Origin of the sequence: Providencia sp. PROV269 (assembly GCF_028477785.1) — a bacterium.
Taxonomy (GTDB): Bacteria; Pseudomonadota; Gammaproteobacteria; order Enterobacterales; family Enterobacteriaceae; genus Providencia; species Providencia rettgeri.
In genome coordinates, this window is record NZ_JAMPLV010000006.1 from 170,847 (window position 1) to 197,370 (window position 26,524).

Sequence of the window (26,524 nt, forward strand, 5' to 3'; positions counted from 1 at the left end):
AATATTAGCTATTTGACCACAATAAAATTACCTTTGTGCCAAATACCAACACTTGTTTTTTTATTATTTATATCGACCAACTGAAGTTTTACAGCTAAATTTGGCATCAAGTAATAACGTTCTTTACAGATCCCATCGGAACCAAGATTTATTTTATCAGGTAAACAAGGTCCTGAAGCAACAACACGAAAAGAACTGTTCCCTAAATTAGCAACTTTCTGATTTTCATATTTGTATTGAAAGTTTTCTATTCTAGGTGCAACAACAAGTATTGTACTAATCGTTGCAGATGTTGTTGCTGATGCTGATTTTGAACTTTTCGTAATCCCACTTTCACTAATTGGGTCATCTTTCCAATTTAGTCGATAATAACGTTCCTTATCGTCTTTCGGGCCATTGTAGATAACTTTAAATACATCACGTGCATTTCCCGGAAGAATAATATTCGCTGGTGTTGACAATATTTCGTTAGGATCGTTAGTTGAAATTACCTTTCCATGTTCTAATGGTGTATCTATTTTTTCTATCGTTAAGTTTACTAATCTAGCCGCATCAACTGTGTTTTCAATTTCCTTAGAAAGTGAATTTTCATCAGATGAAATAATTTCTGTGATATTACCAACATTAACAGCCAAGGTATTTTTTAGTGGGAGAATTGATAATAGAATAACTGCTATTGTTGTTTTTTTCATAATAGAACTCAAAATAAAAAACGATAAAGACTCTATATCCTTATATTATCTTTATCGTAACAAAGGATTTTTTATTTAATTAATAAAAAACTTATGGAGTAACAAAAGTTCCTTCCCAGTTTGCAGTAAACTGGACTTTCACATCACCATCCCAAACACCATCATCTAAGTCTTTAAACTCAGCGACTGCGCCTGCTGCTTTAGCTTTAGCAATAACAAAGGTGAACTCACCGCGATCTGTTGCACGGTCTGAGCTATTATAAACACCATCAGCCGCTAAATTATCTAAACCTGAAGTAATACCGTCAGCAACGCTGATTAACGTAGTATCCGTAGCAGTGTTTAAATCAGTACCATTCCATTTAACGCCAACTTCTAATGTAGAATCGTCGGTAGTTCTTGCTAATGTATTAGCAATAATTTTAGATGTTAATTTAAAGTCAGTTGCGCCGGATTGTCCTTGAATAGCGACATCAAATGCACCATTTTGCTGATTAAAGCTTTTTTGGCCTTCGGCGTAATTAAAAGTTAAGCTTTTTAGTGGAGTCACAACTAACATGCTTGTCGTGTCTTTAATTGCAGTCGCTTGCCATGTTGCTGTTGCTTGAGCGGTACGTGTATCTGCATTTGCAACGGTAGCAAAAGAAGCAGCAATAACCCCAGATAATAATACAGATGATATTTTCTTATTAAACATTTTATTCTCTCTAATTTAAATTCAATATACAACAAATGAAAAATTACTTAGTATAAAAAACACTTTTAACTGTGTTTTTTATAAAACATAATCTTGAGCACTATGAGAATAGAGCTAGAACAATTTAAAATAATATTACTGCTTTTTATTTATGAAACTATCAATCAAGTAATTGCTTAATAAATAACTTTTTTTACTTTTTTCTTTCTCCAATTTTATATCGATATCACATTCGCTTTGAACAAATAAAATAAGCTCAACCCAATTCTTATCTAATAGGCGTAAAAGATGACTTAATTGGTCTATTGTTAATGATGTTTTCCCTGTTTCATAACGAGATATTTGTTGCTGGCTAACATGCATTAGCTTTGCCAATTGCTTTCCCGTTAAATTTTTTTCCTTTCGAGATTTTCTTAAAAATATTCCCGCATAATAACTCAACCTATTTACTTCCATAAGCATTTCCAAAATTTTCCCGATGTATAAACCAAATTTAATTTTTATTAAATGATAATCATTAATATATTTATTTAATAGGCTAAATTATTCTAGTGATAATTCATTAACTACTAATTTATGCTTAATAATATAAATTGATTAAAAAACGTGTAAAAATGTTTAAACCTATCAATAGAATTAAAATCAATAGGCCTGAGCTTTTTAATGTTTTTTTGTACCCATATTTTGAGATATACAACCGAATAAAACACGCAATTGGAGTAGAAAAATGATAAGTAACTATGTGATTAATAGATTAATTTTAAATGTGATGATATTGTTGCTGTTATTGCTATAATATGTTGCAAGTATTATTACTTATAAAACAATATAGATTACAGTGACACGCCAATTAATGCTAAGTTTCATTTTGTTACAATTTGGAATGCAATGTATTACTTGTAATTTAAAATAACACTTAATATGAGTATTAAGGATTTTGCTCTATAAAATACTCATTGATTAGCGTTAAGATCGAGTATGCTATTTTTATTGATTCATATCAAAATATACTCATTCATTTTTATTTTTTTAAAGAATTAAAAAAATAAAAACAATGACTATAATAACTATCCCTACTGAAACAGTTCATCAATGATATAAAAAAAACATCATTTCAACCCTTCAAATAAAGCACAAAAAACCATCTATTTTGCTCTATTTATACCAAAGAAAAATAGTAACGTTTATAAATTATAATTCACACTTACCAAGAAGAAAAAGAAAATCGTTCAAAAAACAATCTGGCTAGCTATCCCAGGATAGCTTATCGATATTACTCATCATGTATAGATAGCTTATGGACTTCTAACAACCAACGTTTTTACTAACAGACATTCCTATGCTCTGTTACTATACCCAAAAGTATAATCTCTAGTGGAAAGCTAAGTGCAAAAGAAAGGATTAAAATCTAGATTAGCTGCTATGTAGATAGTTATATCTAATTTATAAGTAATATTTAGAGTAGCTTTAGGTGATGAATTGGGTTTGGAACAAACGCGCATAGTATTAGGTACTGCAAAATCGGTAAAATGAAAGGCAATGGAGGACATAACCCCCCACCCCTGATTCAACTATCACTGGTAAAGTACTTTATGAAATTATAGAAGATAAACAGGTCTGTAGGACGAAGTATTAGCTCCTACTCCCTATGTACCACAATAGGTTCATGATATAGAAAGTTGATACTATAGTGGATAAAGCAAATCAACTATTTGTTTTATCTTACATTTCTTCACCTAATAGACATTGATATTATATCATATATCTAATTATCAAAGTGGGACTTTAACATCATACACATTAAATTAGTTAACTGAGTTATTAATAGATAAGAGAGTTAAATACACATTTAAAATTACAATTCTACCAATATAACTGGTTTCCTACCTTTATTCTCAATTCTTCCCTCTCTTTAATTGTAATAAATTGTAACTTTCAATGTGGATTCTTTATGCTTCTTAATTAAATATACATTTGTTAAAAATTATAATAATTTTACACTTATTTGGTGTATTTTTTTATTGAATACCCTGTTTTCAACATTATGAAGTGTATTTTTAACCAATTAAACTGGTGAAGAGATATTTTTTAATTGAATAATGCTAAAAAAAACAGATTTAATAGAAAAAACCTATTGAAAGTAAATCTTTAATAGAAACCCTGCCATTTACTCTTTTTTTAATGTATTTATTATAACACTCAATTAAGCAAGCGAGTGAGCTAACGAATATCACATAAATAGATCTATTAATATTAGAGGCTGAAAAAATGAAAGCTAATATAATTAGTAGTCATGTAGGAAATTATTTACGAAAATCACGCAAAGAAAAAAACATGACAGGAAAACAGTTGGCAGAATTAATTAATATTAGCCAACAACAGGTATCTCGCTATGAAACTGGTACCAGTTCATTATCGCTAGATCAATTAAATGAAATCTTAACTGTTTTAGACAAAAGATGGATTGAAATGATTTACTATATTGATTGTTTCTCTGAAGAAAATAAAAGAAACAATATAAATTTAAGTAAAAAAACAATCGCAATATTACTAAATAGCATGAAAGATATTTAAACCTTTCATTTTAAATTCAATAAAACCATATCAATATGTAAAAATTAAATAACTATTTTTACTATTGTTTTCTATCAATATAAAAAGAGAGATTAGTATGTTAAATAAAAAAATGGCTTCTGTATTGTTATCAACAATTATTGCAGCTTCTTTTGCTACCGTTGCAAATGCAGATACACGTACCGCTCAAGCAACAGCTACATGGCAAGCAACTGCAATTAAAGACACGACAAGTATGTTAGTTGTGACTCCATTAAGAAGTTTAACCTTTAATTATGCCGAAGGCCAAAAAAGCTTTAACCAACAAAATGGCGCATTTGATATCGCTATTCAAGGCCAAGCTGGTGCAACTGACTTTAAATTAGCGTCAAAAATTATTGCTAATACATTAGCAAGAACTACCGACGATTCTAAATTAACTGTTGGTGTTAAATGGAATGGTGAAGATCTGACTAAAAATAATGATTTAGTATTAATTGATACATCAACCGGTTTAACTTCTGGTTTAGATAATTTAGCGGCTGATGGTATCTATAATGGCTCAGAGCGTGCAGCAGATCGCGGTGAATTTACCTTTGTTATTGCTGGCGCTGAAGCTGATGGCGCAGCGACTGACTTTAAAGCACTGACTGACGGTACATGGGATGGTGATGTGAAAGTTCAGTTTACTGCAACTTGGGACGGTGAGTTTACTCCAGCTCCTTAATTCAATATCCCCTTATTAGATAACTAAATATTACGATAAAGATACTATAGGGAAATAATATCTTTATCGTCATTCATTTTATAAATTTATGATTATGAAAAAGATAACATTAGCATTAATTTTATTATCATGGTTACCATTAAAAAGCAGTTTTGCTGTCAATGTGGGAAATATCACTGAAATAATATCATCGGATGAAGACACCTTATCTAAAGAAATTGAAAATACAGTAGATACGGCAAGATTGGTAAATTTAACGATAGAAAAAATAGATTCACCACTTGATACTGGAAAAGTAATTCCAGTTACTGATCCCAATGAAATATTATCAACCCCCGCTAACTTAATTCTTCCGGGGCATGCAAAAGATATATTTAAGATAATTTATCAAGGCCCAAAAGATAATAAAGAACGTTACTATCGATTAAATTGGAAAGATGATCCTATTGGCGAGAGTGGTGTTACACAAAGTGCGAAATCGGCATCAGCAACAACATCGGCAACAATTAGCACAATTCTCGTTGTCGCACCAAGAATTGAAAACTTTAATTATAAATATTCTAATTCCCAAGTTTCAAATACTGGAAACAGCACCTTCCGTGTAGTGGCTTCAGGCCCTTGTTTAGCAGAAAAACAAAAATACGGAGCGGGTGGTATTTGTCGCGAGCGTTATTACCTCATGCCAAATTTAGCTGTCAAATTACAATTTGTCGATGTCACAAATAAAAAATCAAGCGTAGGTATTTGGCACAAAGGAGAGTTCATTGTTGTCAAATAATTAAGAATGGACTTAAATTATGCGTAAAAGTGCTATTGCTTTATCAATATTAAGTATTATTTTTTCGAATACGATTAATGCCAATGAAATGAAAAGCGTTAAGATCGGTGGATATATTATTCCTCCTGCATTTGTTAGTGCATTGGAAGAAGGAATGTCTGTACCTGTTTTTTTACGACTAAATGATGATACGGTAACCAATCAGAGCGAAAGCAAAATTGCAGATGCAGTTATTGTAATCGACCATGATAATATTAAATTATCAAGTATTCATCTCATTGAAAATGAGCACGGTGCGAAACTAAATAATTTACTAGTCGATAAACTTGAAGAAAAAAAGGATGCCATTTTTAATGAAAGTAATGGCATTGTTATTGATAATAATGCAACCCTTCAATTAAACATCTCTTCATTTAATTTATCATTAGATGTTGATAAAGCTGCTTTTTCGCCAAAAGAACATGCGCGGCAATCTGTACTAGGAAATTCTTCAGTCAATTCATTTTCAGCAGTAGCTAACTATGATTTAGGGGTATTTCAGAGCCGTGTTAAAGATTCAAAAGATACATCCAGTAGCTATTTCAATTTAGATACATTATTCGCAGCTGCGGAACATCACTTTAATGTAAATGCATCAGCATATAGCATTGGAAAATCTAATTCTAATGTTGAACTGTATCGTGCAATGTATGAGCGTGATTTCAACGGATTCCGTTTTGCACTTGGGCTAATGAGTACATGGAATTTGCAGTCTATTGCCAGCTTAACTGCCCTTAGCAGCAGTAAAATTTATGCGGCATCAATAGGAAACAATTCCTCAAGTATGGTGACAAATAAGCAGCAATCACTCACGCCGATTTATGCTTTTTTAAATAGCCCAGGTGAAGTACGTATTTATCGACAAGGTAAATTATTAAATATTCAAAATTTTCCCATGGGTAATTTTGAAATTGATACAAGTATACTGCCTTATGGCATTTACGACGTCACTATTGAGACGGTAATCGATGGCAAAATTGTCACAACACAGCACCAAACAATTAATAAATCCTTCGGAGCGATAACAGGCGGTTTTGATAAACTCAATTGGGAAATTTATGGTGGTTATATTGACTTTGATAAGCGCCATTATGTAAGAAATGAAGGCTCAACGAGCCAAACTCCTGGTAAAAGCCATTTAATCGGAGCCTCTTTCGCTTATAACTTCCCTGTGTTGTCTGGCGTGCGTTTTCAAATGTCAAATTATGGGTTTGATAAATTTGTTGTACAAGAAACGAGTATCAATGCAGCTTTAAATAACTATATCTCAGTTAACTGGCAAGGCATGCTAGAAAACCATGGTAGTTATCGTAATATTGCGACTCTTTCTGTCAATATACCGGAAGGTTACGGTTCTTTATGGGCATCTAAAGAAAAAACTGTAGTGACTGGTGATTTACCACTTTATGATGCTGACAGTTATTCTTATGGCGGAACCATTAATTTTGACAAAATAATTGATAGAACTGGGTCACTAACTATTAGTAATACTAAAGATCGTCGTATTGGCAGTGATTCAATTAACTATGAATATGCGAATACATTATTCTCTGGCCGTTATGGAACCGTGGGGCTAAGAGCAGGTGTACAGCGTTATCATTATGATAATCAAAATAGTACCAACGAAAAATATATTAACCTCGATTTTTCCTTACCCTTATCAACATGGTTGAGTACAGGTGTTTCCTCAACAAATGGTAATGTGAAAGCGAATATTTATGCGAATAAAAATTTTGAAAATTCGGTGATTACCAATGTAGGGGTTTCTGTCTCCAAATTAGTCCGAGATAAAGATAATGGTGAATCCAATTTTTCAACATTAGGCTATGCTTCTTATGATACTAAATATAATTCAGGTACAGTGACGATTAATCGCCCCGATAATAACAGGCTTAATGGCAACTTAACATCTCGTGGCTCAGTGGCATATAGCGACGGCATGATCATGCCAAGTGGGCAGCAAGGCAAATCAGGCGTTATTATTAATTCCGATATAAAAGGTAGCGGTAGTATGGTCGCAAAAGTAAATGGGCAAAATTACCCAATTAGCGGAAAAAATACCTTTATTCCATTATCCCCTTATTCGGATTATGACATTCAGTTAATGAATGACGGAAAATCAAAAGACAGCTTTGATATTGTCTCAGGGCGAAATAAATCCGTCACATTATACCCAGGAAACATTGCTCTTTATCAACCAGAGGTAAGGCAATTAGTCACGGTATTTGGCCGTCTGAAATCACCAAATGGTGAATACATAAAATATGCCTCAATTCGAAATCATATTGGTCGCACAAAAACAGATCAAAATGGTGAATTTTCCATGGATGTTGACGTCCGATATCCAGTGATATCGCTATTACAAGATGATCAGCAAACAATTTGTGAAGCAGATTTAAACCTTCAAGGTGCACGTGGTGCATTGTGGGTCGGTGAGGTGACATGTGAACCTCAAGAAGCATTTGCTAAACGTTAATTATCACTTTAAAGGCTAATTTAATATGCGATTATTATCGATAACAGCACTTTTTATTTCATTTTCGGCTCTAATACCGAATTCGTTTTCTGCAACAGCACCATTACAAGAGTATGTCATTGTCGAAAACCAAGTTGATAACGAATTCTTTATTGTTGCTAATAGAGTTGACCCACGCTTCTCGGGCTCAAATGTATTCACAAAATACCAGCGCAATAGGCAATACAGCTTAGGTTATATGGGATATACAGGAACACCTTTTAGCTCAACTTATAATACAGGTGATATTTGGTTAGAAAATTCTCCCGTAAGCCAACCTTTTATCGGGAATCGTTGTATGACAAATAACCGAAATTGCCCGGCGACGTCTTATTGGTCAGCTCAGCAGTTACGAGATAATGGTGCGTATAAAATCCAACAAACAGGAACACCGGGTGAGTCTGGATATTCAAGACCGATATTTTCTGAATCTTTTTATCGCTGGTTAGCCGAAATACCACCAGGAACAGAATATACTTTTGATTTAAGAACCTGTACAAGCCGCGATGATTATGATTTAAGTAACGCAACCTGTATGACGAGTGGCGGAAGAACAACAACACAACAACATTACATTCCAACCAATAAAAAAGGTAATATTATTCTAAAAGGAACGGGAGCCTTACAAGAAGTTTTTGTGGATAGCAATGGCAATCCAACTATTGGACTTGGTTCTAACTTTTGCTCAACAGGAATTGTTGGAAATACATCTGGAATTATTTGTAAGTTAGTTGAATTAGAAACCCAAGGGCAATCTATCGGCGGTACATTTACAGTTCGTATGTATATTGATAGCGCAAAATTAGGCTTAGCTAGGGACCCCCGGGCTGCACTTATTCAGTATAAAGGGAGTAACAGCACACGCTGGACGAATTGGTCCTCAACAACCAACATGTCAGAGATCTTTAATAATGGCTCACAAAATATTGAGGTTTTCCTCTCAAATGAGTATTTAAAGTCAATTGTTGATGCTTCACCTAATTCAACCGTCACACTCGCTGATAGCGTGTATACTTTTGGTTTTCAATCACCACTTCCTCAATCGGGATTTTATGAATTTACGCCTTCAAATTTCTTAATAATTAAACCGAGGGATTATGGAATCAGCATTATTCCTGCAGATTTTAACCCAAACCAATCGAAAACGGGCAAAGTCGGCAATGATGAACCACCAATAGAATTTAATTATATCGTCACAACTAGCGGGCCAAGACAAGCGGATTCTATTACGGCAAAAGTTGAAGGACCAAACACAACATTAAAAGGACAATCATACTGTTTATTTACCTCGAGTGATAATAAACTTAATGTCCCTTTTTCCGCTTATCTTTCATTTAAAAATGAAAATGGCGCTAGAGAATCACACCGAGCAAGTTGTGATAGCAATGAAGTTTCATTAAAAAATGCATTATGGTCTGAAACACCATGGGATAGGCCTAATGAGGATTTAGGATCTTTTTATCGGACTAACTTAGATTTATCATTCCCAATGAATGACTCTGAATCATTTTTTACATTAGATGGCATTGATTGGTTAGGAACCGTTTCTGCAAGTGGCACAATAACTGTCAAAGCAATTTGGACTGGACCCGATATTCAATAATATCTAATGACGACTTATAGGGCTACTTGTAAAAGCTCAAATGGCCCTTTTATTGAACCTCATATATACTTAAACTTTGGCTTGGATTTTTAATATGAAACCATTTTATTTACTTAAAATCCTATTCTTGATTGTGCTATCAATGCTTTGCAATAGTGCTGTTGCTTTATATATCAATGCAGATATTTCTTCGATGGAGTCAGGACAAGAGTTTTTTTCTAAGCCATACATCAATGACACAAATAAAACTAATTTATATAATTTTAGTGCTTACAAAATTGATAAACCAGGTAACCAAGAACATGGAACATCTCTCCATAATGGCGAGATTATTTTTACTCCATTGAAGAAAATTTTATTACCTGGAGAACAAGAGTTTTTTAAGATTTTTTATCGAGGAGAAACCGATGAGACTGAGCGCTATTATAAAATCATCATTAGCGAAACGCCTCTTGATATGCGTAATGATGATGAACAAAAAAAGCGACCTTTATTTTACCCAACGGTTAGCCTAGAAACCTATTTCGTTGTAAGACCCAAAAAACCAGATTTCAAATATGAGCTTAATCCCAGTACTCGTATTCTAAAAAATACGGGAAATACCTATTTTAGAGTGCTCTTACATGAAAACTGTGATGCTAATGATGATTCCGAGCCTTATGTATTTTACTTATTACCTGGCCAAGAATCTAAAGATGAGCGTCTTAAAAAGAAGAGCCGTAAATATATTGTAATCTTTGATAAATATTACCCAATTGGCAACTGTGAATAAAAAACCAATAATATCAATTTGTTATAAAATAAAATGACAAATTTGACTATGCTATTGTTTAAAAAAATTTAATTATCTAATCATAATTCGATAGATACTCTGTATCTATAATTACCTAAAAGCATTACAAATTCATAAAACTCAGTTATATAAAATTGCTTCAGACAATTTAAAAATAAATTAATTTAAGCATCTATGACTTGAAATAGTGATTAATACTGTTTTTTGCCCAAATATAAAACATCAAAACAAAAAATGTCAGTTTCATTAATACGATACACTGAAATTTTTCATCATTACATATATAACCAATCATTATAAACAAAAATTTATTTTCATATTTTCTTCTCAAAAAAAGAGTAGTATATTACACTGATATAATTACTTTAAAATCAATGACTATCATGTTAGCTAAAAGTAACCAAACTAAGCACATATTTTAATAACTAAATAAGAGTCATGTATGATATATATACTGAATAACATAATAAAATATAACTCTGACTTAGGTGAAATATTTAGGGTGGATACAGAACTCAGTGTAATGAAATTAACCCCCGTATTGAATTATATTTTTATAATACTAATTCAAAATAACAAAACGACTATCACTCGTGAAGAGATACTAAAAAAAATACTAAATAAATATGACTTAAAAGTTTCGATAAACACGCTTAACCAATACATTAGTACATTAAGAAAAGTATTACATCAACAGCTTTTAGTTGAAAATGCAATTCTAAGCATATCAAAAAAAGGCCTTGTTATCTCTTCTGAAATTCAAATTGAAGAATCGATTGCCAAGTTCAATAACAAAATAGAGAAAAGCCTAGCTAACCCTCCCATTTCAAGCAAAAAATCTGCCAAATCACTATTACTTAGTAATAAAAATCATATTATTAAAAAAATATTATTGATAATTAGTGTTTTTTTACTTTTGGTGATTATTTACCTTGTAAATCAAATTTACGCAGTAAAATACCCATATACATCAATACAATCATACAAAATTAGCACAATTGGTGATTGTCCTGTTTATGGATTCAAAGATAACTATGAAAAAAACATAAGTGATACAATAGGCAAACAAGCAATTGATTTTAACTTAACCTGTGAAGATTCTGATATCTTTTATTATTACAACAACATACAAAACTTAGGAAAAAACAAACATAGCTTATTAGTAAAATGCAAAAAAAACAAAGATTGCATTTCAACAAGAATAAACTGGCAGGAAAAAAATGACTAATAAAACACTATACTCATTGATACTAACATTTTCATTAATCATCGTTTTCTTGTTGTTTAACTTGAATTTAGAAAAAAATAAAGCGCAATATTGCGAAGCAACTGTTTCCTCTAATTTCATATTGGCTAATAATAAATCATCATATGCACTAGATATGAAATTAGTAAAAAACAATGATAACAGTGGGTATATTAAATTATTAGGAACAATTACAACTGATAAGACATATACTGTCAATCGAGTTGTTCATTTCAATCAATCATCAAGACAGTATATAAAAGATTTAAAATTAACCATAAGTTATGACAGAAAATCTACAAATGATAATGTCCCTGATGATATATTCGAAAAATATTTCAAAGCATTCAACCTAAATTCAATTGCATATGTAGAAATTGATGAGATAACTCCTGATTGGTACCTTTTTTCAAGTTCGTTTGGCCCTTATTTTGTCTGTAGCAGACAAGCCAAATTAAATACAATTTAATATATAGCGTTCCACTTATAAAGTTTAGATAATAGCAAGTATTGCATCTTTGCTTCTTATTATCATTTCTATTTATCTCCAACTAATTAGGTTTGATTATACTTTTATCTAGAATTAAATTTGTATGCTACCTATCGATAAGTACTAACTCAACCCTTAATAAGTCACCATTTCAACTTAATCTATAAATACTTTCTGTAATTTTATGTAAAAATATAAATAATTACTTTTATATGGCTATAAATGCATTTTTTTCATTTATTATTTATTATATTTCTACTTTTAAGCCCCCCTTCAAGTTAACATAACGCATTGTTTTTATTGAATTATAAAAACCTATACTTTAGTTTAATAGTTTATAGTCATTATTAATATCTATATTGATAGTCAGGGTCTATTAAATAAACTATTTTTGATTCATTAAAACAATTTCACATTAGTAACTAAAAAATATAATCTACCCTTCATTGAGAAAGCCAAAAAATTTAAAATAGTGCTATCATTAATAGCTAACTTTTAGATAATAAATTTATAATAGAGAGAATATAAAATGAAACATATCAATACTAAAGAATTGAATATAAATAACGACCTAGATATTGTTATGGCCACCGCAAAATACTTAAAATCTGCACGTATTGAAAGATCATTAACGGGTACAGAGGTAGGAAATCTATTAAATTTGAGCCAACAACAAATATCAAGATATGAGAATGGCCAATCTGCTATTTCTATTGATAGCCTTCATACATATCTTAAAGTATTAGGAAAAGATTGGTTAGATTACTTTAGATCTGTTATCTTAGTTAGAGTTCATGCGAATTACTATTAATACAAGCAATACAAAATTTAAATTAATTATTTTAAATAAGAAATTAATTTTAAGATAAGTGCTCAAAATCACATATCAATAACAACATGAAAAATTTTAAAGTAGTTAATATGATTGAAAAAAATGCGAATTATTCTCGCAAGTTTACTATTTACAAATCTCATTATATCAAAACTTAACTCGAAGAAGTTATTAGAAGCAGCAAATGATATCTATAGAAAGGAACTCTCAGTGCAGTTGAATACAGTCATTCAAAAAGAAAACGCCACGCTAATAAATTAGCGTGGCGTTATAATTTGGCGGAACGGACGGGACTCGAACCCGCGACCCCCTGCGTGACAGGCAGGTATTCTAACCAACTGAACTACCGCTCCTGATGTTCCCTGCTGGGAACGCCATGCATATTACGAATACTTGAGGACCCCGTCAACACTTTTTCTTGTTAAATCGCACAGTTGAACAGTTTTTAGCCTTGAGAGGCTTTTCTATCCATTTTCCTAAGCAAGTATAAATAATGAAATCAATTATTAGTGTAAATTTTCAGCTTCATCAGAAGGTTGGCGCCAAAGACAAGGTTTGCCGCCTTTCTTATCAACAATATCCAACCGAGCTTCATGAGCAATTATTTCTTCATCAGAAGCAAAAATCACTCTAAGACCGCTCTGAGGACGTTCAATCCTTTGAATTTCATACTCTTGCTCATTATTAGCTGATTCTGAATCCATCGAAAATGATAATGAAGTTTGCCCGCCCGTCATTGCCAAATAGACATCTGACAGAATCTCAGCATCGAGTAAAGCCCCGTGCAGTGTACGCTTAGAGTTATCAATTAAATAACGGTCACATAACGCATCCAAGTTATTCCGTTTACCAGGAAAAAGTTTGCGAGCCAATACTAAGCTATCAGTGATAGTACAAAATTCTTGCGTAGGCGGAATACCTTTATTGAGTTTACGGAATTCATAGTCCATAAAACCGATATCAAAGGGGGCATTATGAATAACAAGTTCTGCACCACGAATAAATTCAAGGAACTCATCCGCAATGTCAGCAAAAACAGGTTTATCTTGTAAAAATTCATCACTTATCCCATGCACTTCAAATGCCTCAGGATCCACTAAACGGTCAGGTTTAATGTACACATGAAAATTACGCCCTGTGAGTCGGCGGTTAATCACTTCAACCGCACCAATCTCAATTATGTTGTGCCCTTCATAATGAACACCGAGTTTATTCATACCGGTTGTTTCAGTATCAAGGACAATTTGTCTGGTTATCACCGTGCTCATAATGTTTTTTTGTGTCAAACTAGAAAGGAACGAATAATATAGAGTGTAACAGAAATGACAAAGCAGGTAGAAATTTTCACGGATGGTTCCTGTTTGGGCAATCCTGGCCCGGGTGGATATGGCGTTGTTCTACGCTACCAACAACATGAAAAAACATTGAGTGATGGATATTTTTTAACCACGAATAACCGCATGGAACTACTTGCAGCCATCGTTGCATTGGAATCACTAACAAGGCCTTGTGATATTATTTTAACCACTGATAGCCAATACGTACGACAAGGAATCACACAATGGATCCATGGCTGGAAACGAAAACAATGGCGAAAAGCGGATAAATCCCCTGTCGTCAATGTTGATTTATGGAAGCGCCTTGATGACGCCATCCAACGACATACAATTGATTGGCGTTGGGTTAAAGGCCACGCAGGCCACCCTGAAAATGAGAAATGTGATGAACTGGCTCGAGCTGCCGCGTCAGCGCCGACTAAAGAAGATACAGGTTACCAGCCTGCACAAAACTAAGAAGGGTCGTCTATCTTCATTGATTTACTGATCTCCTTCGCCGCACCGAGTGCTGTTCCAATCTTAACCTTCGGTTGCTTGAATTTTAGTGGTGTCGGAGTCAGTGGATAAGTCCGTTTCCGCGCCACAATCACGCTTAAAGCCCCAATTCCCCCACAGTTTTTATTCATTCGTCTTTGTGCACTCAACCAAGGAAATATTTGGCAATTACGATGATACAAAACTTCATAGTTTAATAAGCTTAACCAATCAAATACCCTAACAGAGGGGAAAAAACGGCTACAATAAGGCTGCCGTTTACGTAAAACAGGTACGAGTTTCGCCATTCCGACAAGACTGAAAGGGTTAAAACCTGAGATGATTAGCCAGCCATCGTCGATTAACACCCGGTCAACCTCCCGTAAAAGCCAATGAGGATCATGGCTATATGCCAAACAGTGAGTCATTAGACAGGCATCTATCGATTTTTGGGTTAATGGTAATGCCTCGGGCTTTGCAATAAGATTAAAACGAGGATCACCAGTACCAACATTAAATTGGTGGGAGATTAAGCAGCCTTCGGTATGGATTTCAGTACTTAAATGGCCTAACTTAAGCAAATGAAAGCCAAATATCTTCGGCCACCAAGGGCTAAGTTGATTTTCTATGGCTTGACGATATTGTTCTCCAAAAGGAATGTCAGACCAACTAACTGGCATTTGAATTTTTTTATCAATACGCGCAGGCTTCATGAAATTCCCCTATTAACTATTAACAAGTATCGAGGTCATTATGGAGTTAATTCGAGTACCAGCTTTAAACGATAACTACATTTGGGTTTTAGTCGATGGCCACCAACAGTGTATCATCGTTGACCCCGCAGAGGCAGAGCCTGTGCTTGAAATAATTACAGCTAAACAGTTGACGCCTGTCGCCATCCTATTAACTCACCACCATAATGACCATACAGGTGGTGTAAAAGGGATTTTAAGCAAATTTACAACTCTTCCTGTTTTTGGCCCAAAAGAAACCCAATCTAAAGGGGCGACAGAAATAGTCGAAAACGGTGATAAGGTCATAATTAACGAGTTCAACCTACAAGTTATTGCATTATCAGGCCATACTTCTGAGCACATCGGCTTTTACCAAGCACCTTATTTATTCTGTGGCGACACGCTGTTCTCTGCCGGTTGCGGGCGGATATTTGAAGGAACACCGGAACAAATGTTCGAATCTATCCAAAAAATTGCTGAGCTTCCTGATGAAACCTTAATTTGCTGTGCCCATGAATATACTTTATCTAATCTAAAATTTGCACACCATGTATGGCCTGAAAATGAAGCGATTACACAATATTTACAAAAAATAACGCAAATACGTGACAAAAATCAACCAACAGTACCTACTACATTGAAAACAGAGAAAAAAATAAATATTTTTCTGCAGTGCGATAACCACCAATTACAGAAAAAACTCGATATTAATATACAAAATCCACCTTTAAGAGCAGTTTTTACCCTGTTGCGTCAATTAAAAGACCAATATTAAAGTTTAATGATTGTCATATCGGGGTGGGATAAGTATTATTGTTCGACTTTTAAACATCAAAATGAAGAACAATAGAAAAGAATGAAGATAATCGCGACGCTTATCGCCATTGTTCTGTTGGCCGGATGCCAAACTGCCCCGAAAAAAATTAAGCAGAACAAAACTCCAACTAATCATACTATTGAAACTGTTGCATCACACAACCAAGCAGCCAGCCGACAATTACCTAAAGTCGACTATGACCTATGGGGCTATATTAGTGATGAACTAAAAATGGATATCCCTGATAAACCTCAAATTAGGGAACTCGCAAATAGTTATTTAAATAAACAACGTTTTGTCTACGATGTGGCATTAAGAGCTGAGCCATACATGTACCTCATCGTAGACGAAATTAATGAGCGCAATTTACCCATGGAATTAGCTTTAATTCCTATTATTGAAAGCTCATTTAATCCTAAAGCAACTTCTCCTGCACAAGCCGCAGGTCTATGGCAAATCGTTCCTATCACTGCACGCTCATATGGACTAAAACAAACACAATGGGTTGATGAGCGCAGGGATGTGGTTTCTTCAACTAAAGCAGCTTTTGATCTTCTCGAAAACTTAAATGTTATGTTTGGCCACGATTGGGAGCTCACCCTTGCTGCCTATAACTGTGGAGAAGGCTGTGTTCAAAATGCTATCAAGAAAAACGAAGCTGCCGGGCTACCTACTGATTTTTGGTCACTCTCATTACCAAAAGAAACTAAACAATACGTACCAAAAATCTTAGCACTTAGCCAAGTATTGAAAAATCCTGAAAAGTACCAAGTTAATTTGCCAACAAGTAATAAAAATCGAGCACTCACTCAAATCGATGTTGGTCAACAAATCACGTTATCTCAAGCCGCTGAGTTGGCTGGGTTAACTGTTGAATCGGTAAAAACGTATAATTCTGGTTATACACGCGGCATAACATCGCCAAGTGGCCCTCATTATATTATGTTACCTACAGCAAAAGCTGAACAATTCAAAACATCACTCTCAGACGAAGATGTTTTAAACACTATTCGTTTAGCCGCACAACAAAACCAACAGATAAAAACAGCACAACCCACTGCAATTTCTAGCGCGCGTCAAAATCGAGCTAAAATAGCTACATATAAAGTACGCAAAGGCGAATCTGTCGCGAGTATTGCAAAAAAATTCAATACTACCGCCAAAAATATTCAAAAGCTAAATGGGTTAAAAACTGCGAGTGTTATCAAACCAGGACAAGTATTAAAAGTTACGAGCTCAGCGCCTACTGCAAGTAACCGTAAGGCAAAAACCTATAAAGTAAGAAAAGGCGACTCCTATTATAGCATTGCGAAACGTCATGGCATAAAGCTCAATGATTTAATGACTTGGAATTCAGGTGTTAAAATGGCAGACCTGAAACCAGGGGTAACCTTAAACCTCTATCTTTAAGTTATTCTCATCAACAAAGCTTTTGTCTATTTCAGGCAAAAGCTTTTTTATTTTTAATTCTCTTATTAGTAAAAATAAATTATTTGAATGAATTAAATAGGAAAATAATTTTTATAACATCTTTTGTATAAACACTTCATATTCACTGTACTAGAATAACTGATGGTTAAACTATAATTTAAATACTTCATAAAATTGAGTTTAAGCAGAACATACGCGACCCAGCCCCCAACAACTTGCTAATAAACTAGAAAAAGTAGTTTATTGCTGGTGACATATGTGATAATAATGCTATTATTATATCGCGGCTAGTTTAGTCCGAGCTGCCAGTCCGTATTCGAATATCGCTTATGTATTATATTAATAATCTTCGAAAGTTTAACGAACTAGCAATAATCTTATATTTTTCAATATATTAACATGCAACCTTTTATATTGAACATAGGTGCTTTAATTAGTTAACATGACATTATTGATAAAAAATACACACAGCAAAAGTCAGATTCGCCTGCGGAGGTGATTATGGATGAATACTCACCCAAAAGACACGATATAGCAGAACTAAAATACTTATGTAATAGCCTCAATAGAGACGCTATTTTAAGCTTACAAAAAACAAATACACACTGGATTAATGATTTAAGCTCCCCGCAAAGCGCAGCCTTGAATGAACTTATTGAACATATCGCTGCATTTGTATGGCGGTTTAAAATCAAATATCCAAAAGAAAATCTTGTTATATCACTTATCGAAGAGTATCTCGATGAGACCTACGATTTATTCGGCAGCCCAGTCATCACGCTCAGTGAAATTATAGACTGGGAAGCAATGAATCAGAGTCTTGTCACTGTGTTGGATGATGACCTAAAGTGTCTAACCAGCAAAACCTAAAGATATTATTTATCTTTAGCTCAACTACAAAACCGTATATAAATAAGTAATTTTGCACAAAAGAAAGGGTATTATGACCAAATCTGATTATCTGATGCGTTTAAGAAAATGCACAACAATTGAAACTCTTGAGCGTGTCATTGAAAAAAATAAGTATGAATTATCTGATGATGAGCTAGAGCTATTCTATTCAGCTGCAGATCACCGCTTAGCTGAGCTCACAATGAATAAGCTTTATGATAAAATTCCAGCTTCTGTTTGGAAATTTGTTAGGTAATATCTTATTAACACGCACAGATAGTGAATGGTTGTAGCCGGTAAATCCCCTTATCGGCTGGACGCAATGCAATTATCGTTTTATTATTGGCATTATAATTATGCTAATGGAAATTTATTGCTTTTAATTTTAGCATATCAACTTTTCTTATTACAATAATCAACAATGAATGTTGTATTCTTAACCTTTCTTTTTTAACTTCAGAATTTATTTGAGATTTAGAGTTTAATTAACAATTATAAAATATAATTAAATAACATATTTATAATAAATTAGAATATATAGATGAGAGGAAAGGCAAAAGATGCTGAGTTGGGTGGGAGCCCTGCCAGCGGCATCCCGGCACACACGACCCCTGCTATGGCTGCTTCCTTCCGGACCTGACCAAGTTAACAAGTTAGCGTTGCGGGAGAACCAACAGAGCCCCCATTGATTGCTTCTTTCAAAGCAGGGGCATTATGCTTGATAGTCATTGAAATAGCAAGAAACCCCTGACCAAGTGACGTTTTATTACACAAACTCATATAAAAATAGCGACTCAACTAAAAAGTCGCTTATTGGCTAGTTCGCAGGTACCATCAACAATTCAACATTTTTTGTGACGCCATTATTGATAACCTCTACAACGCTATCACTAATGTATAAAAGTTTTCCATTCGCGTTCACGGTTGCATTAACAACTAGCGAGCCTTCCTGCCTAACTTCATTTTTTTGGTAAGTTAGTTCAAAAGGAATGGTTGGACGATTATTCACTGAATTGTAATATTTTTGAGATAATATCAGTGCAGGTAAGTCCGCAACCGTTGTATCTGCCAACGTAATTGTAACAACTGCGTCTTCAGGTAAAACAGTATCCTGTAAAATCACCACACGGCCCTCGATTTTTCCTGAATCGACTGTCTGGTTATTATTACTATTTTGAGCATTAAGTGCTTTTTCGCTGGGCTTGGTGCTATTCCCTTCACAGCTAACCAACGTTAAAATCACTAATAAGCTAACAATATAGCGAAAAAACTTCATAGTTATTACCTATAACACAATGTTTACTAAAACATTTTAAAATAATCGGAATAGACAAGTCATTTTCTGATGAGGGAATAATAAAAAGTATAACTAATATTGGTAGAATAATACATTTATATTTCCAAATGTAACAATACGTAACCCCAATTTATTCGCTAGTAATTAATCTACCTATTCAGGGTAAATAATGGGAAAATACCAATATCTCATTTACGTATAACTGAACTAAGATGACTATGAGCCCAGAATTACAGAATTTAATTAGCCTAATTGAACTCGAAAAAATTGAAGAAGGTATTTTTCGTGGACAAAGCGAAGACCTTGGTTTACCTCAAGTTTTTGGTGGACAAGTTGTTGGACAAGCCATGTATGCAGCGAAGCAAACCATACCTGAAGAAAGAGCGATTAATTCTTTTCATAGTTATTTTTTACGCCCAGGCGATAGCTCACGTCCCATTGTTTATGACGTGGAAATTTTACGCGATGGCGGAAGCTTTAGCGCACGCCGAGTAAGTGCCATTCAAAATGGTAAACCTATCTTCTTTATGACCGCATCATTTCAATCTCAAGAAGAAGGTTATAGCCATCAGAACTTAATGCCAGATGTACCACCACCTACAAAATTAATTTCTCAAGATGATATTGTTCAAAGTTTGGCTGATAAATTACCAGAAGCAGTTAAAAAGTATGCTCTTCGGCCAACTCCTTTTGAATTTCGTCCCGTTGAATTTTACAGCCCATTCGATGCCGCACCTCAAGAACCATTTCGTTATATTTGGTTCAAAGCGAAAGGGCAACTGCCTGATATACCTTCACTACACCACTATTTATTAGGTTATGCCTCTGATTACAATTTCCTTCCTGCCGCATTACAGCCGCATGGTAGAGGATTTATGGAACGCGACTTACAGGTTGCAACTATTGACCATTCAATGTGGTTCCATCGCCCATTTAAAATTGATGACTGGTTACTGTACGCTGTAGAAAGCCCTTCGGCATCAGGTGGGAGGGGTTTTGTGAAAGGACAAATCTATAATTTACAAGGTGATCTTGTTGCAACTGCAGTCCAAGAAGGCGTAATTCGTCAACGGCAACCTCGTAAATAACCGCTATTTAAAGTAAGTGATTACTTACTTAGAAAAATATATTAGTCAGTTTAAAAAGGTAATGGCAGCCAGCAATAAGCTGCCATTATCAATTTACATAAAACACAGTATTATCCTGTAATTATCTTTACATGAAGGTTAATTGTAGGCACTTTCACCATGAGAAGTAATATCTAAGCCTTCCCTTTCTTTTTCAACATTAATTCGTAAGCCTGACGTTTTCTCTGCAATTTTAAATGCGATATAAGCAACAATTGCAGTCCAAACAACACAAACTAGGATGCTAACGGCTTGAATTCCTACTTGTTTCATCATCGTAATACCTTCCGCATAGCCACTTCCGCCTAATACCGTTGAGGTAAATACCCCCGTGAGTAAACACCCTAAAATGCCACAGACTCCGTGAACGCCAAAAACATCGCAAACATCATCAACTTTTAACCGACGTTTTAAAATCACTACCCCCCATAAACCTGCCAATCCAGAAAGTAGTCCGATGATTAATGCCCCGCCAACACCCACAGTACCCGCAGCAGGCGTAACACCGACTAACCCAGCCAAACACCCAGAGCAAGCCCCTAATAATGAAGGTTTCTCCCTGAAAAGCCATTCCGCTAAAGTCCACGATAAGATAGCGCCTGCCGCAGCTGCGATAGTGTTCACAAACGCGAGTGCAGCAATACTATTTGCACTTCCAGCCGAACCTGCATTGAAACCAAACCAGCCAATGAATAATATGGAAGTTCCCATAAATACCATAGGTAGGTTATGAGGTTTAATGGCTTCTTTCCCTAACCCGGTACGATGCCCCAGTAAGTAAGCACCAACTAAGCCTGCAACAGCCGCATTGATATGAACAACCGTACCTCCAGCAAAATCTAATGCGCCATCTTGCGATAAAATACCACCTCCCCACACCATATGTGCCATTGGCAAATAAGCAAATGTAGTCCAAATAAGGGTAAAAATTAGAATTGCAGAAAATTTAATTCGCTCTCCTAATGCACCAATCACTAATGCAACCGTTAAGCATGCAAATGCACCTTGAAACACGACGTGAATAAATTGAGGGATCGGTCCAGATAAGCTTTCTACAGTAATATCTTTCAACATGATCTGGCTAAAACCACCGATAAAATCATTTCCCTCACTAAAAGCTAAACTGTATCCATAAACAATCCAAATAACAGACACCAAAGCAAAAATAACTGCAGTTTGAGCCATCAAAGAAAGGACATTTTTGCTTCTTAGTAGCCCACCATAAAATAATGCGATACCTGGCAGTATCATAAAGATAACTAAAGCAGTCGCTATCATCATGAATGCATTATCCGCTTTATCCAGAGCTTCCTCTGCAGCAAACACGGTTATTGGAAAACCACCCATTAATAAGAATAAGTATTGGAACCCTTTGCGCATAGTTGTTCTCCTACAGTGCTTCGTCTTGTTTTTCACCTGTACGAATACGTACCGCTTGTTCTAATGACAAAATAAATATTTTTCCATCCCCAACTTGGCCCGTATAAGCTTTTTTTTCAATTGTTTCAATTACCTGCTCCACTAACTCATCAGAAACGGCTATTTCCATACGTACTTTAGGTAAAAAGTCGACAGTATATTCAGCACCTCTGTACAACTCGGCATGCCCTTTTTGCCTCCCAAACCCTCTAACTTCAGTAATGGTAAGCCCTTGAACTCCAATATCTGATAACGCTTCTCGGACTTCATCTAATTTAAATGGCTTAATGATCGCGATGATATATTTCATGTTCACTCCTATAAGTCAGGTGAATAAACTGCTCAATGCTTTGAACAGCACTGACGTTATAGCAAACCGTGTGCCAAAATATATTTATTCATATAATTCAATAAGAAAGGGCAAAATAAAAAACCACTCGGATGAGTGGCTTTAGAGGATGCATTATAAGAGTGCAGAACAATTAACTAGGTATAGCCTCAACTTCAGCATCACTATGGGCATTCAGTGATTCCCCAACTTGTTGCAACTGGTACATTTGATAATAGCGTCCTTTTTGTTGCAAAAGCTGTGAATGCTTACCTTGCTCAACAATTGCACCACGATGTAACACAACGACTTGATCAGCATCGACGATCGTCGATAAACGGTGAGCTATCACAACTAGAGTAGTATGTTGGCGGATCATACGTAATGCTTTTTGTATCGCTTGCTCTGTTCCTGAGTCAATGTTCGCGGTTGCTTCATCCAAAATTAAAATTTTAGGTGTCACCACAAGAACTCGAGCCATCGCTAGTAATTGTCTTTGCCCAACAGATAACGTATTTCCTTGTTCTCCGAGCACGGTATCTAACCCATCAGGTAACGCACGAACCAACTCAGCAAGCTGAACAGTTTCAAGAACTTCCCAGACTTTATCTTGGCTAATTTCACGTCCTAATGCGACGTTATCAAAAAAAGAAGCGGCGAGAACAACAGGGTCTTGTTGCACCATTGCAATACCATTACGTAATACTTGATGAGATAGTGAACTTAAATGACGCCCATCTAATAAAATATCCCCTTCTTGCCATGGGTAATATCCCATAATTAAATTTGCAATGGTACTTTTACCACTTCCTGTATGGCCGACCAACGCAATAAAATTATGATCAGGCACTTGTAAATTAATGTCTTTAAGCACAATGTTGTTATCACGATAGGCAAAGGATAAATGGTTAATTGAGATTGAACCACCTTGTAACGGCTCAATACTTGCGCCATAGCCTTGTTGCGGGCTATCCATTAATTCAAAAACACGCTCACCAGAAACAACGGCTTGCTGCAACATTGACTGCTGAGAAGTTAATTCAATGAGCGGTTCATTCAAGCGGCCTAAATAATTAATAAAAGCATATAAAACACCAACACCAATGGTGGTCGTTCCTTCGAATCCAAATAGCAATAGTAAACCACATAATACTGAGGCAGAAAGTAAGCTCAACAATGGCCTTAATAATAAGCCATCAAGCTTTAATGCTTTCATTCTTGCAAAATAATGGTCTTGGCTAAGACTTTGCATTTTTTCGCCAAATCTAGCTTGCTGGATAAATTGCTGAATAACTGTCATTCCATTAATAACTTCATTAAAACCGTTATTAATATCAGCAAGATAAGATCTCACACGACGTACAATCGGTGTGCTTAGACGCTGATAAACAAGCATTACCACAAATACAGCAGGAAAAATCATCACTGCAATTGATGCCATACGCCATTCCAATGAAAACATGGCAACCAGCATAGCGCAGATCAGTGCTAAGCTACGAAACACGGTTGGTACAACCATCACAAATAGATCTTTAATAACCTCAGTATCATTTGTAACTCGTGAAATTAACTGACCAACTGGCTGCTTATCAAATGCACTTAGAGGCTGCCTTAGAGCAGCATTCATCACATCTGTTCGTAATGTTTGCACTACCCCCACAGAAGCTTTATTAAATAAAATAATTTGATAGTAATGTAATAGTGCAGCAATAACTTGGAGCAATATAAACCCAACAGCCATATATAAAGCCAGTGGCATGATGATTTGTTTTTTCGCTATCATGTTATCAATAAAATAACTGATTAGCAGAGGCCCACTAACTTCTGCAATAGCAGCTAGCCATAGCATTGCAATGGCAATAGCCATGGTTCCTCGGTACGCTTTTCCATAAGCAAGTAAACGCTTAAGTGCTGGCCACAGCGGTTTCTTTTGGCTCATAGATCACCATCCAAAGCTGCTTCAATCTGTTGATATTGATACATATCTTTATACCAACCCGATTGCTCAATAAGCGCGTCATGTCTACCTCTGCTAACAATAGTACCTTGAGATAGCACTAAAATATTGTCCGCCTCTACCAATGCAGATAGACGATGGGCGCTGATGATCATGGTTCTATCTTGTCGCCAATGGCTTAAATTTTGTAAAATTGTAAACTCAGTCTGCCCATCAACGGCAGAAAGTGCGTCATCTAGCACCAAGATTTCCGCATTCTGCAAGATAGCCCTCGCAATAGAAATTCGTTGTTTCTGCCCGCCTGATAACATGACGCCTCGCTCACCAACCTGAGTGGAATAGCCTTCAGGTAAACGTAAAATATCATCATGTACACAAGCAATGCGTGCAGCCTGTTCAATTTCTTCTTGAGTGGCATCAGGTCGCCCAAGCGCGATATTGCCTGCGACGGTATCTGAAAACAAAAATGGAGACTGATTTACGATAGATAACCGAGCACGCCATTCATCTAAACGAATTTCGGGTAACGGTAAACCTTGATAGAAAATAACCCCTTCCGTAATATCAAATTGACGTTGTAATAACGTCAACAATGTTGATTTTCCAGATCCTGTTGGCCCACATATCCCTAAAAATTGCCCAGGTTTTAGGTCAAACTTAATATCATGTAATGCTGTTCTCGAGGTTTCTGGATAACTAAATTTGATGATATTTACATTCAAATTTCCCTTTTCAGGCTGTAATGAATGCGAACCATCCTGAATGACTAACGGTTCATTGAGTAAACTAAGAATACGGCTATAAGCTGCACTACCCCGTTCAACGATATTAAACATCCATGCGAGCGCTAACATCGGCCAAATCATTAACCCTAGATACATCACAAAGCTCGTTAATTCGCCTAGCGTCAGTGTGTCGTTTAATACCATCCAGCTTCCCCCTGCAATAGCGAGTAAGTTGGCCATACCAATCGCCATAAAAATAGTGGGGTCAAAACGAGCATCAACTTTAGCAACATGCATATTGCGACGCCCTGCCTCGGTAGCTACCTGTTCAAATTGATTTGATTGATGATCTTCGAGGCCAAAAGCTTTAATCATGCGAATACTTGTTAAACTTTCTTGTGCATGATTATTTAAAGACGAAAATGCCCCTTGGGCATGCTTGAAACGCTGATGAAGCTGATCCCCATAACGTTTAATGACTAATGCCATAATTGGCATTGGAATAAGTGCAAGTAAAGTAAGCTGCCAACTAATTTCAACGCTCATCATAATGAGCACCGCACACCCCATCACTAATGAGTCAACTAATGTTAAAACGCCCTCTCCTGCAGCAAACACAACTCGGTCAACATCATTCGTTGTACGTGCAATTAAATCTCCCGTTCGGTACCTAAGGTAAAATGCTTGGTTTTGCAGACTTAGTTGCCGATAAAATTTTTGTCGTAGTTGTACGGCTAACTTATAAGAAGCACCAAATAACCATAAACGCCAGACATAGCGCAAACCATACACAACCAATGCAATCAACAGCATGACTAAAACATAAGTGATCAATTGCTTTGTCGACATTGCCCCTTTACTAATTCCATCAACAACAACACCAACAATGCGTGGGGGAACTAATTGTAAGATAGCAATGATAATTAAAAAGCAAACAGCGCCGAGATAGCGCCGCCATTCACTCAAAAAATACCAACTTAGTTGTGAAAATAATCGCACGTAATACTGCCTTGAATATATTG

25 protein-coding genes, 1 tRNA gene and 1 other RNA gene are annotated in these 26,524 nt (G+C 35.3%); 15 read left to right on the top strand and 12 right to left on the bottom strand.

The features are described from left to right. Positions 1 to 8 precede the first annotated feature (8 nt). The 3 genes from PR683_RS11015 to PR683_RS11025 form a co-directional block, all read right to left on the bottom strand. A complete protein-coding gene (locus tag PR683_RS11015; RefSeq protein ID WP_004914433.1) occupies positions 9 to 692 on the bottom strand; it encodes a hypothetical protein in 684 nt (227 codons plus the stop codon). A gap of 91 nt (positions 693 to 783) precedes the next feature. Then, the gene (ecpA, locus tag PR683_RS11020; RefSeq protein WP_004914437.1) at positions 784 to 1,389 is read right to left on the bottom strand and encodes a common pilus major fimbrillin subunit EcpA; all 606 of its coding nucleotides are present in this window, start codon (positions 1,387 to 1,389) and stop codon (positions 784 to 786) included. A 135-nt stretch (positions 1,390 to 1,524) separates the two neighbouring features. Then, positions 1,525 to 1,845, bottom strand: a complete 321-nt coding sequence (locus tag PR683_RS11025; RefSeq protein ID WP_109911906.1) for a helix-turn-helix domain-containing protein — start codon at positions 1,843 to 1,845, stop codon at positions 1,525 to 1,527. A gap of 1,812 nt (positions 1,846 to 3,657) precedes the next feature. Between PR683_RS11025 and PR683_RS11030 the strand changes: the two genes are divergently transcribed. The 9 genes from PR683_RS11030 to PR683_RS11070 all read left to right on the top strand — a co-directional run bounded on the left by PR683_RS11030 (position 3,658) and on the right by PR683_RS11070 (position 12,944). After that, complete coding sequence (locus PR683_RS11030; protein WP_004914446.1) at positions 3,658 to 3,963, top strand: helix-turn-helix domain-containing protein; 306 nt, start codon at positions 3,658 to 3,660, stop codon at positions 3,961 to 3,963. A gap of 97 nt (positions 3,964 to 4,060) precedes the next feature. Beyond that, positions 4,061 to 4,669 (top strand): common pilus major fimbrillin subunit EcpA, encoded by a 609-nt coding sequence (gene ecpA / locus PR683_RS11035; protein ID WP_004914448.1) that lies wholly within the window; start codon positions 4,061 to 4,063, stop codon positions 4,667 to 4,669. A gap of 94 nt (positions 4,670 to 4,763) precedes the next feature. Further along, positions 4,764 to 5,447, top strand: a complete 684-nt coding sequence (locus PR683_RS11040) for a hypothetical protein (protein WP_272571431.1) — start codon at positions 4,764 to 4,766, stop codon at positions 5,445 to 5,447. A gap of 19 nt (positions 5,448 to 5,466) precedes the next feature. After that, entirely contained in the window at positions 5,467 to 7,962 is a 2,496-nt protein-coding gene (locus PR683_RS11045) for a TcfC E-set like domain-containing protein (protein WP_272581792.1), read from the top strand. 25 nt (positions 7,963 to 7,987) lie between these two features. Continuing rightward, entirely contained in the window at positions 7,988 to 9,604 is a 1,617-nt protein-coding gene (locus tag PR683_RS11050) for a hypothetical protein (RefSeq protein WP_004914456.1), read from the top strand. A 142-nt stretch (positions 9,605 to 9,746) separates the two neighbouring features. Beyond that, positions 9,747 to 10,376, top strand: coding sequence for a fimbrial protein (locus PR683_RS11055; protein ID WP_371021399.1), 630 nt, complete (start codon positions 9,747 to 9,749; stop codon positions 10,374 to 10,376). 523 nt (positions 10,377 to 10,899) lie between these two features. Further along, positions 10,900 to 11,625, top strand: coding sequence for a winged helix-turn-helix domain-containing protein (locus tag PR683_RS11060; RefSeq protein WP_162598834.1), 726 nt, complete (start codon positions 10,900 to 10,902; stop codon positions 11,623 to 11,625). Next, positions 11,618 to 12,112, top strand: a complete 495-nt coding sequence (locus tag PR683_RS11065; protein WP_004914465.1) for a FidL-like protein — start codon at positions 11,618 to 11,620, stop codon at positions 12,110 to 12,112. The genes PR683_RS11060 and PR683_RS11065 overlap by 8 nt, the downstream gene beginning before the upstream one ends. Positions 12,113 to 12,662: 550 nt before the next feature. Next, entirely contained in the window at positions 12,663 to 12,944 is a 282-nt protein-coding gene (locus PR683_RS11070; protein WP_004914468.1) for a helix-turn-helix domain-containing protein, read from the top strand. A gap of 297 nt (positions 12,945 to 13,241) precedes the next feature. Here the strand turns inward: PR683_RS11070 and PR683_RS11075 are convergent. Then, positions 13,242 to 13,318 (bottom strand) — tRNA-Asp (locus tag PR683_RS11075). A 153-nt stretch (positions 13,319 to 13,471) separates the two neighbouring features. Beyond that, complete coding sequence (gene dnaQ, locus PR683_RS11080; RefSeq protein ID WP_004914471.1) at positions 13,472 to 14,233, bottom strand: DNA polymerase III subunit epsilon; 762 nt, start codon at positions 14,231 to 14,233, stop codon at positions 13,472 to 13,474. Between the two features lie 54 nt (positions 14,234 to 14,287). On the opposite strand from dnaQ, the gene rnhA reads away from it, so the two are divergent. Further along, entirely contained in the window at positions 14,288 to 14,758 is a 471-nt protein-coding gene (gene rnhA / locus PR683_RS11085) for a ribonuclease HI (protein WP_004914473.1), read from the top strand. Here the strand turns inward: rnhA and PR683_RS11090 are convergent. Further along, the gene (locus PR683_RS11090; RefSeq protein WP_109911903.1) at positions 14,755 to 15,489 is read right to left on the bottom strand and encodes a class I SAM-dependent methyltransferase; all 735 of its coding nucleotides are present in this window, start codon (positions 15,487 to 15,489) and stop codon (positions 14,755 to 14,757) included. The genes rnhA and PR683_RS11090 overlap by 4 nt on opposite strands. A 40-nt stretch (positions 15,490 to 15,529) precedes the next feature. Between PR683_RS11090 and gloB the strand changes: the two genes are divergently transcribed. The 4 genes from gloB (at position 15,530) to PR683_RS11110 (ending at position 18,905) form a co-directional block, all read left to right on the top strand. After that, positions 15,530 to 16,285: a hydroxyacylglutathione hydrolase gene (gene gloB, locus PR683_RS11095; RefSeq protein ID WP_248445507.1), complete on the top strand. Its 756-nt coding sequence runs from the start codon at positions 15,530 to 15,532 to the stop codon at positions 16,283 to 16,285. Between the two features lie 81 nt (positions 16,286 to 16,366). Continuing rightward, positions 16,367 to 17,737, top strand: a complete 1,371-nt coding sequence (mltD, locus tag PR683_RS11100) for a murein transglycosylase D (protein WP_117162849.1) — start codon at positions 16,367 to 16,369, stop codon at positions 17,735 to 17,737. Positions 17,738 to 18,259: 522 nt separating this feature from the next. Next, positions 18,260 to 18,628, top strand: a complete 369-nt coding sequence (gene tomB / locus PR683_RS11105) for an Hha toxicity modulator TomB (RefSeq protein ID WP_004914480.1) — start codon at positions 18,260 to 18,262, stop codon at positions 18,626 to 18,628. A gap of 73 nt (positions 18,629 to 18,701) precedes the next feature. Continuing rightward, on the top strand, positions 18,702 to 18,905 hold the full coding sequence (locus PR683_RS11110; RefSeq protein WP_004905417.1) for an HHA domain-containing protein: 204 nt from the start codon (positions 18,702 to 18,704) through the stop codon (positions 18,903 to 18,905). A gap of 323 nt (positions 18,906 to 19,228) precedes the next feature. Here PR683_RS11110 and ffs read toward each other — a convergent pair. Both ffs and PR683_RS11120 read right to left on the bottom strand, forming a co-directional pair. Beyond that, positions 19,229 to 19,325: signal recognition particle sRNA small type (gene ffs / locus PR683_RS11115), an RNA gene on the bottom strand. A 141-nt stretch (positions 19,326 to 19,466) separates the two neighbouring features. Beyond that, on the bottom strand, positions 19,467 to 19,925 hold the full coding sequence (locus tag PR683_RS11120) for a YbaY family lipoprotein (RefSeq protein ID WP_004914482.1): 459 nt from the start codon (positions 19,923 to 19,925) through the stop codon (positions 19,467 to 19,469). Positions 19,926 to 20,164: 239 nt separating this feature from the next. Between PR683_RS11120 and tesB the strand changes: the two genes are divergently transcribed. After that, a complete protein-coding gene (gene tesB / locus PR683_RS11125; RefSeq protein WP_109911901.1) occupies positions 20,165 to 21,034 on the top strand; it encodes an acyl-CoA thioesterase II in 870 nt (289 codons plus the stop codon). Between the two features lie 138 nt (positions 21,035 to 21,172). Here tesB and amtB read toward each other — a convergent pair whose 3' ends face one another. The 4 genes from amtB to PR683_RS11145 all read right to left on the bottom strand — a co-directional run bounded on the left by amtB (position 21,173) and on the right by PR683_RS11145 (position 26,501). Continuing rightward, positions 21,173 to 22,453, bottom strand: a complete 1,281-nt coding sequence (amtB, locus tag PR683_RS11130; protein WP_109911900.1) for an ammonium transporter AmtB — start codon at positions 22,451 to 22,453, stop codon at positions 21,173 to 21,175. Between the two features lie 10 nt (positions 22,454 to 22,463). Next, the gene (glnK, locus tag PR683_RS11135) at positions 22,464 to 22,802 is read right to left on the bottom strand and encodes a P-II family nitrogen regulator (RefSeq protein ID WP_004905421.1); all 339 of its coding nucleotides are present in this window, start codon (positions 22,800 to 22,802) and stop codon (positions 22,464 to 22,466) included. Between the two features lie 172 nt (positions 22,803 to 22,974). Next, positions 22,975 to 24,759 carry a SmdB family multidrug efflux ABC transporter permease/ATP-binding protein gene (locus tag PR683_RS11140; RefSeq protein ID WP_109911899.1) on the bottom strand — a complete coding sequence of 595 codons (1,785 nt, stop codon included), beginning with the start codon at positions 24,757 to 24,759 and terminating at the stop codon, positions 22,975 to 22,977. Further along, complete coding sequence (locus tag PR683_RS11145; RefSeq protein WP_209102241.1) at positions 24,756 to 26,501, bottom strand: SmdA family multidrug ABC transporter permease/ATP-binding protein; 1,746 nt, start codon at positions 26,499 to 26,501, stop codon at positions 24,756 to 24,758. Before PR683_RS11145 ends, PR683_RS11140 begins: the two co-directional genes overlap by 4 nt. Positions 26,502 to 26,524 lie beyond the last annotated feature (23 nt).

Excerpts from the sequence above, each read along its gene's own strand:
- PR683_RS11015 (WP_004914433.1), bottom strand. The coding sequence starts at position 692 with ATGAAAAAAACAACAATAGCAGTTATTCTATTATCAATTCTCCCACTA.
- ecpA (WP_004914437.1), bottom strand. The coding sequence starts at position 1,389 with ATGTTTAATAAGAAAATATCATCTGTATTATTATCTGGGGTTATTGCT.
- PR683_RS11025 (WP_109911906.1), bottom strand. The coding sequence starts at position 1,845 with ATGGAAGTAAATAGGTTGAGTTATTATGCGGGAATATTTTTAAGAAAA.
- PR683_RS11030 (WP_004914446.1), top strand. The coding sequence starts at position 3,658 with ATGAAAGCTAATATAATTAGTAGTCATGTAGGAAATTATTTACGAAAA.
- ecpA (WP_004914448.1), top strand. The coding sequence starts at position 4,061 with ATGTTAAATAAAAAAATGGCTTCTGTATTGTTATCAACAATTATTGCA.
- PR683_RS11040 (WP_272571431.1), top strand. The coding sequence starts at position 4,764 with ATGAAAAAGATAACATTAGCATTAATTTTATTATCATGGTTACCATTA.
- PR683_RS11045 (WP_272581792.1), top strand. The coding sequence starts at position 5,467 with ATGCGTAAAAGTGCTATTGCTTTATCAATATTAAGTATTATTTTTTCG.
- PR683_RS11050 (WP_004914456.1), top strand. The coding sequence starts at position 7,988 with ATGCGATTATTATCGATAACAGCACTTTTTATTTCATTTTCGGCTCTA.
- PR683_RS11055 (WP_371021399.1), top strand. The coding sequence starts at position 9,747 with ATGCTTTGCAATAGTGCTGTTGCTTTATATATCAATGCAGATATTTCT.
- PR683_RS11065 (WP_004914465.1), top strand. The coding sequence starts at position 11,618 with ATGACTAATAAAACACTATACTCATTGATACTAACATTTTCATTAATC.
- PR683_RS11070 (WP_004914468.1), top strand. The coding sequence starts at position 12,663 with ATGAAACATATCAATACTAAAGAATTGAATATAAATAACGACCTAGAT.
- dnaQ (WP_004914471.1), bottom strand. The coding sequence starts at position 14,233 with ATGAGCACGGTGATAACCAGACAAATTGTCCTTGATACTGAAACAACC.
- rnhA (WP_004914473.1), top strand. The coding sequence starts at position 14,288 with ATGACAAAGCAGGTAGAAATTTTCACGGATGGTTCCTGTTTGGGCAAT.
- PR683_RS11090 (WP_109911903.1), bottom strand. The coding sequence starts at position 15,489 with ATGAAGCCTGCGCGTATTGATAAAAAAATTCAAATGCCAGTTAGTTGG.
- gloB (WP_248445507.1), top strand. The coding sequence starts at position 15,530 with ATGGAGTTAATTCGAGTACCAGCTTTAAACGATAACTACATTTGGGTT.
- mltD (WP_117162849.1), top strand. The coding sequence starts at position 16,367 with ATGAAGATAATCGCGACGCTTATCGCCATTGTTCTGTTGGCCGGATGC.
- tomB (WP_004914480.1), top strand. The coding sequence starts at position 18,260 with ATGGATGAATACTCACCCAAAAGACACGATATAGCAGAACTAAAATAC.
- PR683_RS11110 (WP_004905417.1), top strand. The coding sequence starts at position 18,702 with ATGACCAAATCTGATTATCTGATGCGTTTAAGAAAATGCACAACAATT.
- PR683_RS11120 (WP_004914482.1), bottom strand. The coding sequence starts at position 19,925 with ATGAAGTTTTTTCGCTATATTGTTAGCTTATTAGTGATTTTAACGTTG.
- tesB (WP_109911901.1), top strand. The coding sequence starts at position 20,165 with ATGAGCCCAGAATTACAGAATTTAATTAGCCTAATTGAACTCGAAAAA.
- amtB (WP_109911900.1), bottom strand. The coding sequence starts at position 22,453 with ATGCGCAAAGGGTTCCAATACTTATTCTTATTAATGGGTGGTTTTCCA.
- glnK (WP_004905421.1), bottom strand. The coding sequence starts at position 22,802 with ATGAAATATATCATCGCGATCATTAAGCCATTTAAATTAGATGAAGTC.
- PR683_RS11140 (WP_109911899.1), bottom strand. The coding sequence starts at position 24,759 with ATGAGCCAAAAGAAACCGCTGTGGCCAGCACTTAAGCGTTTACTTGCT.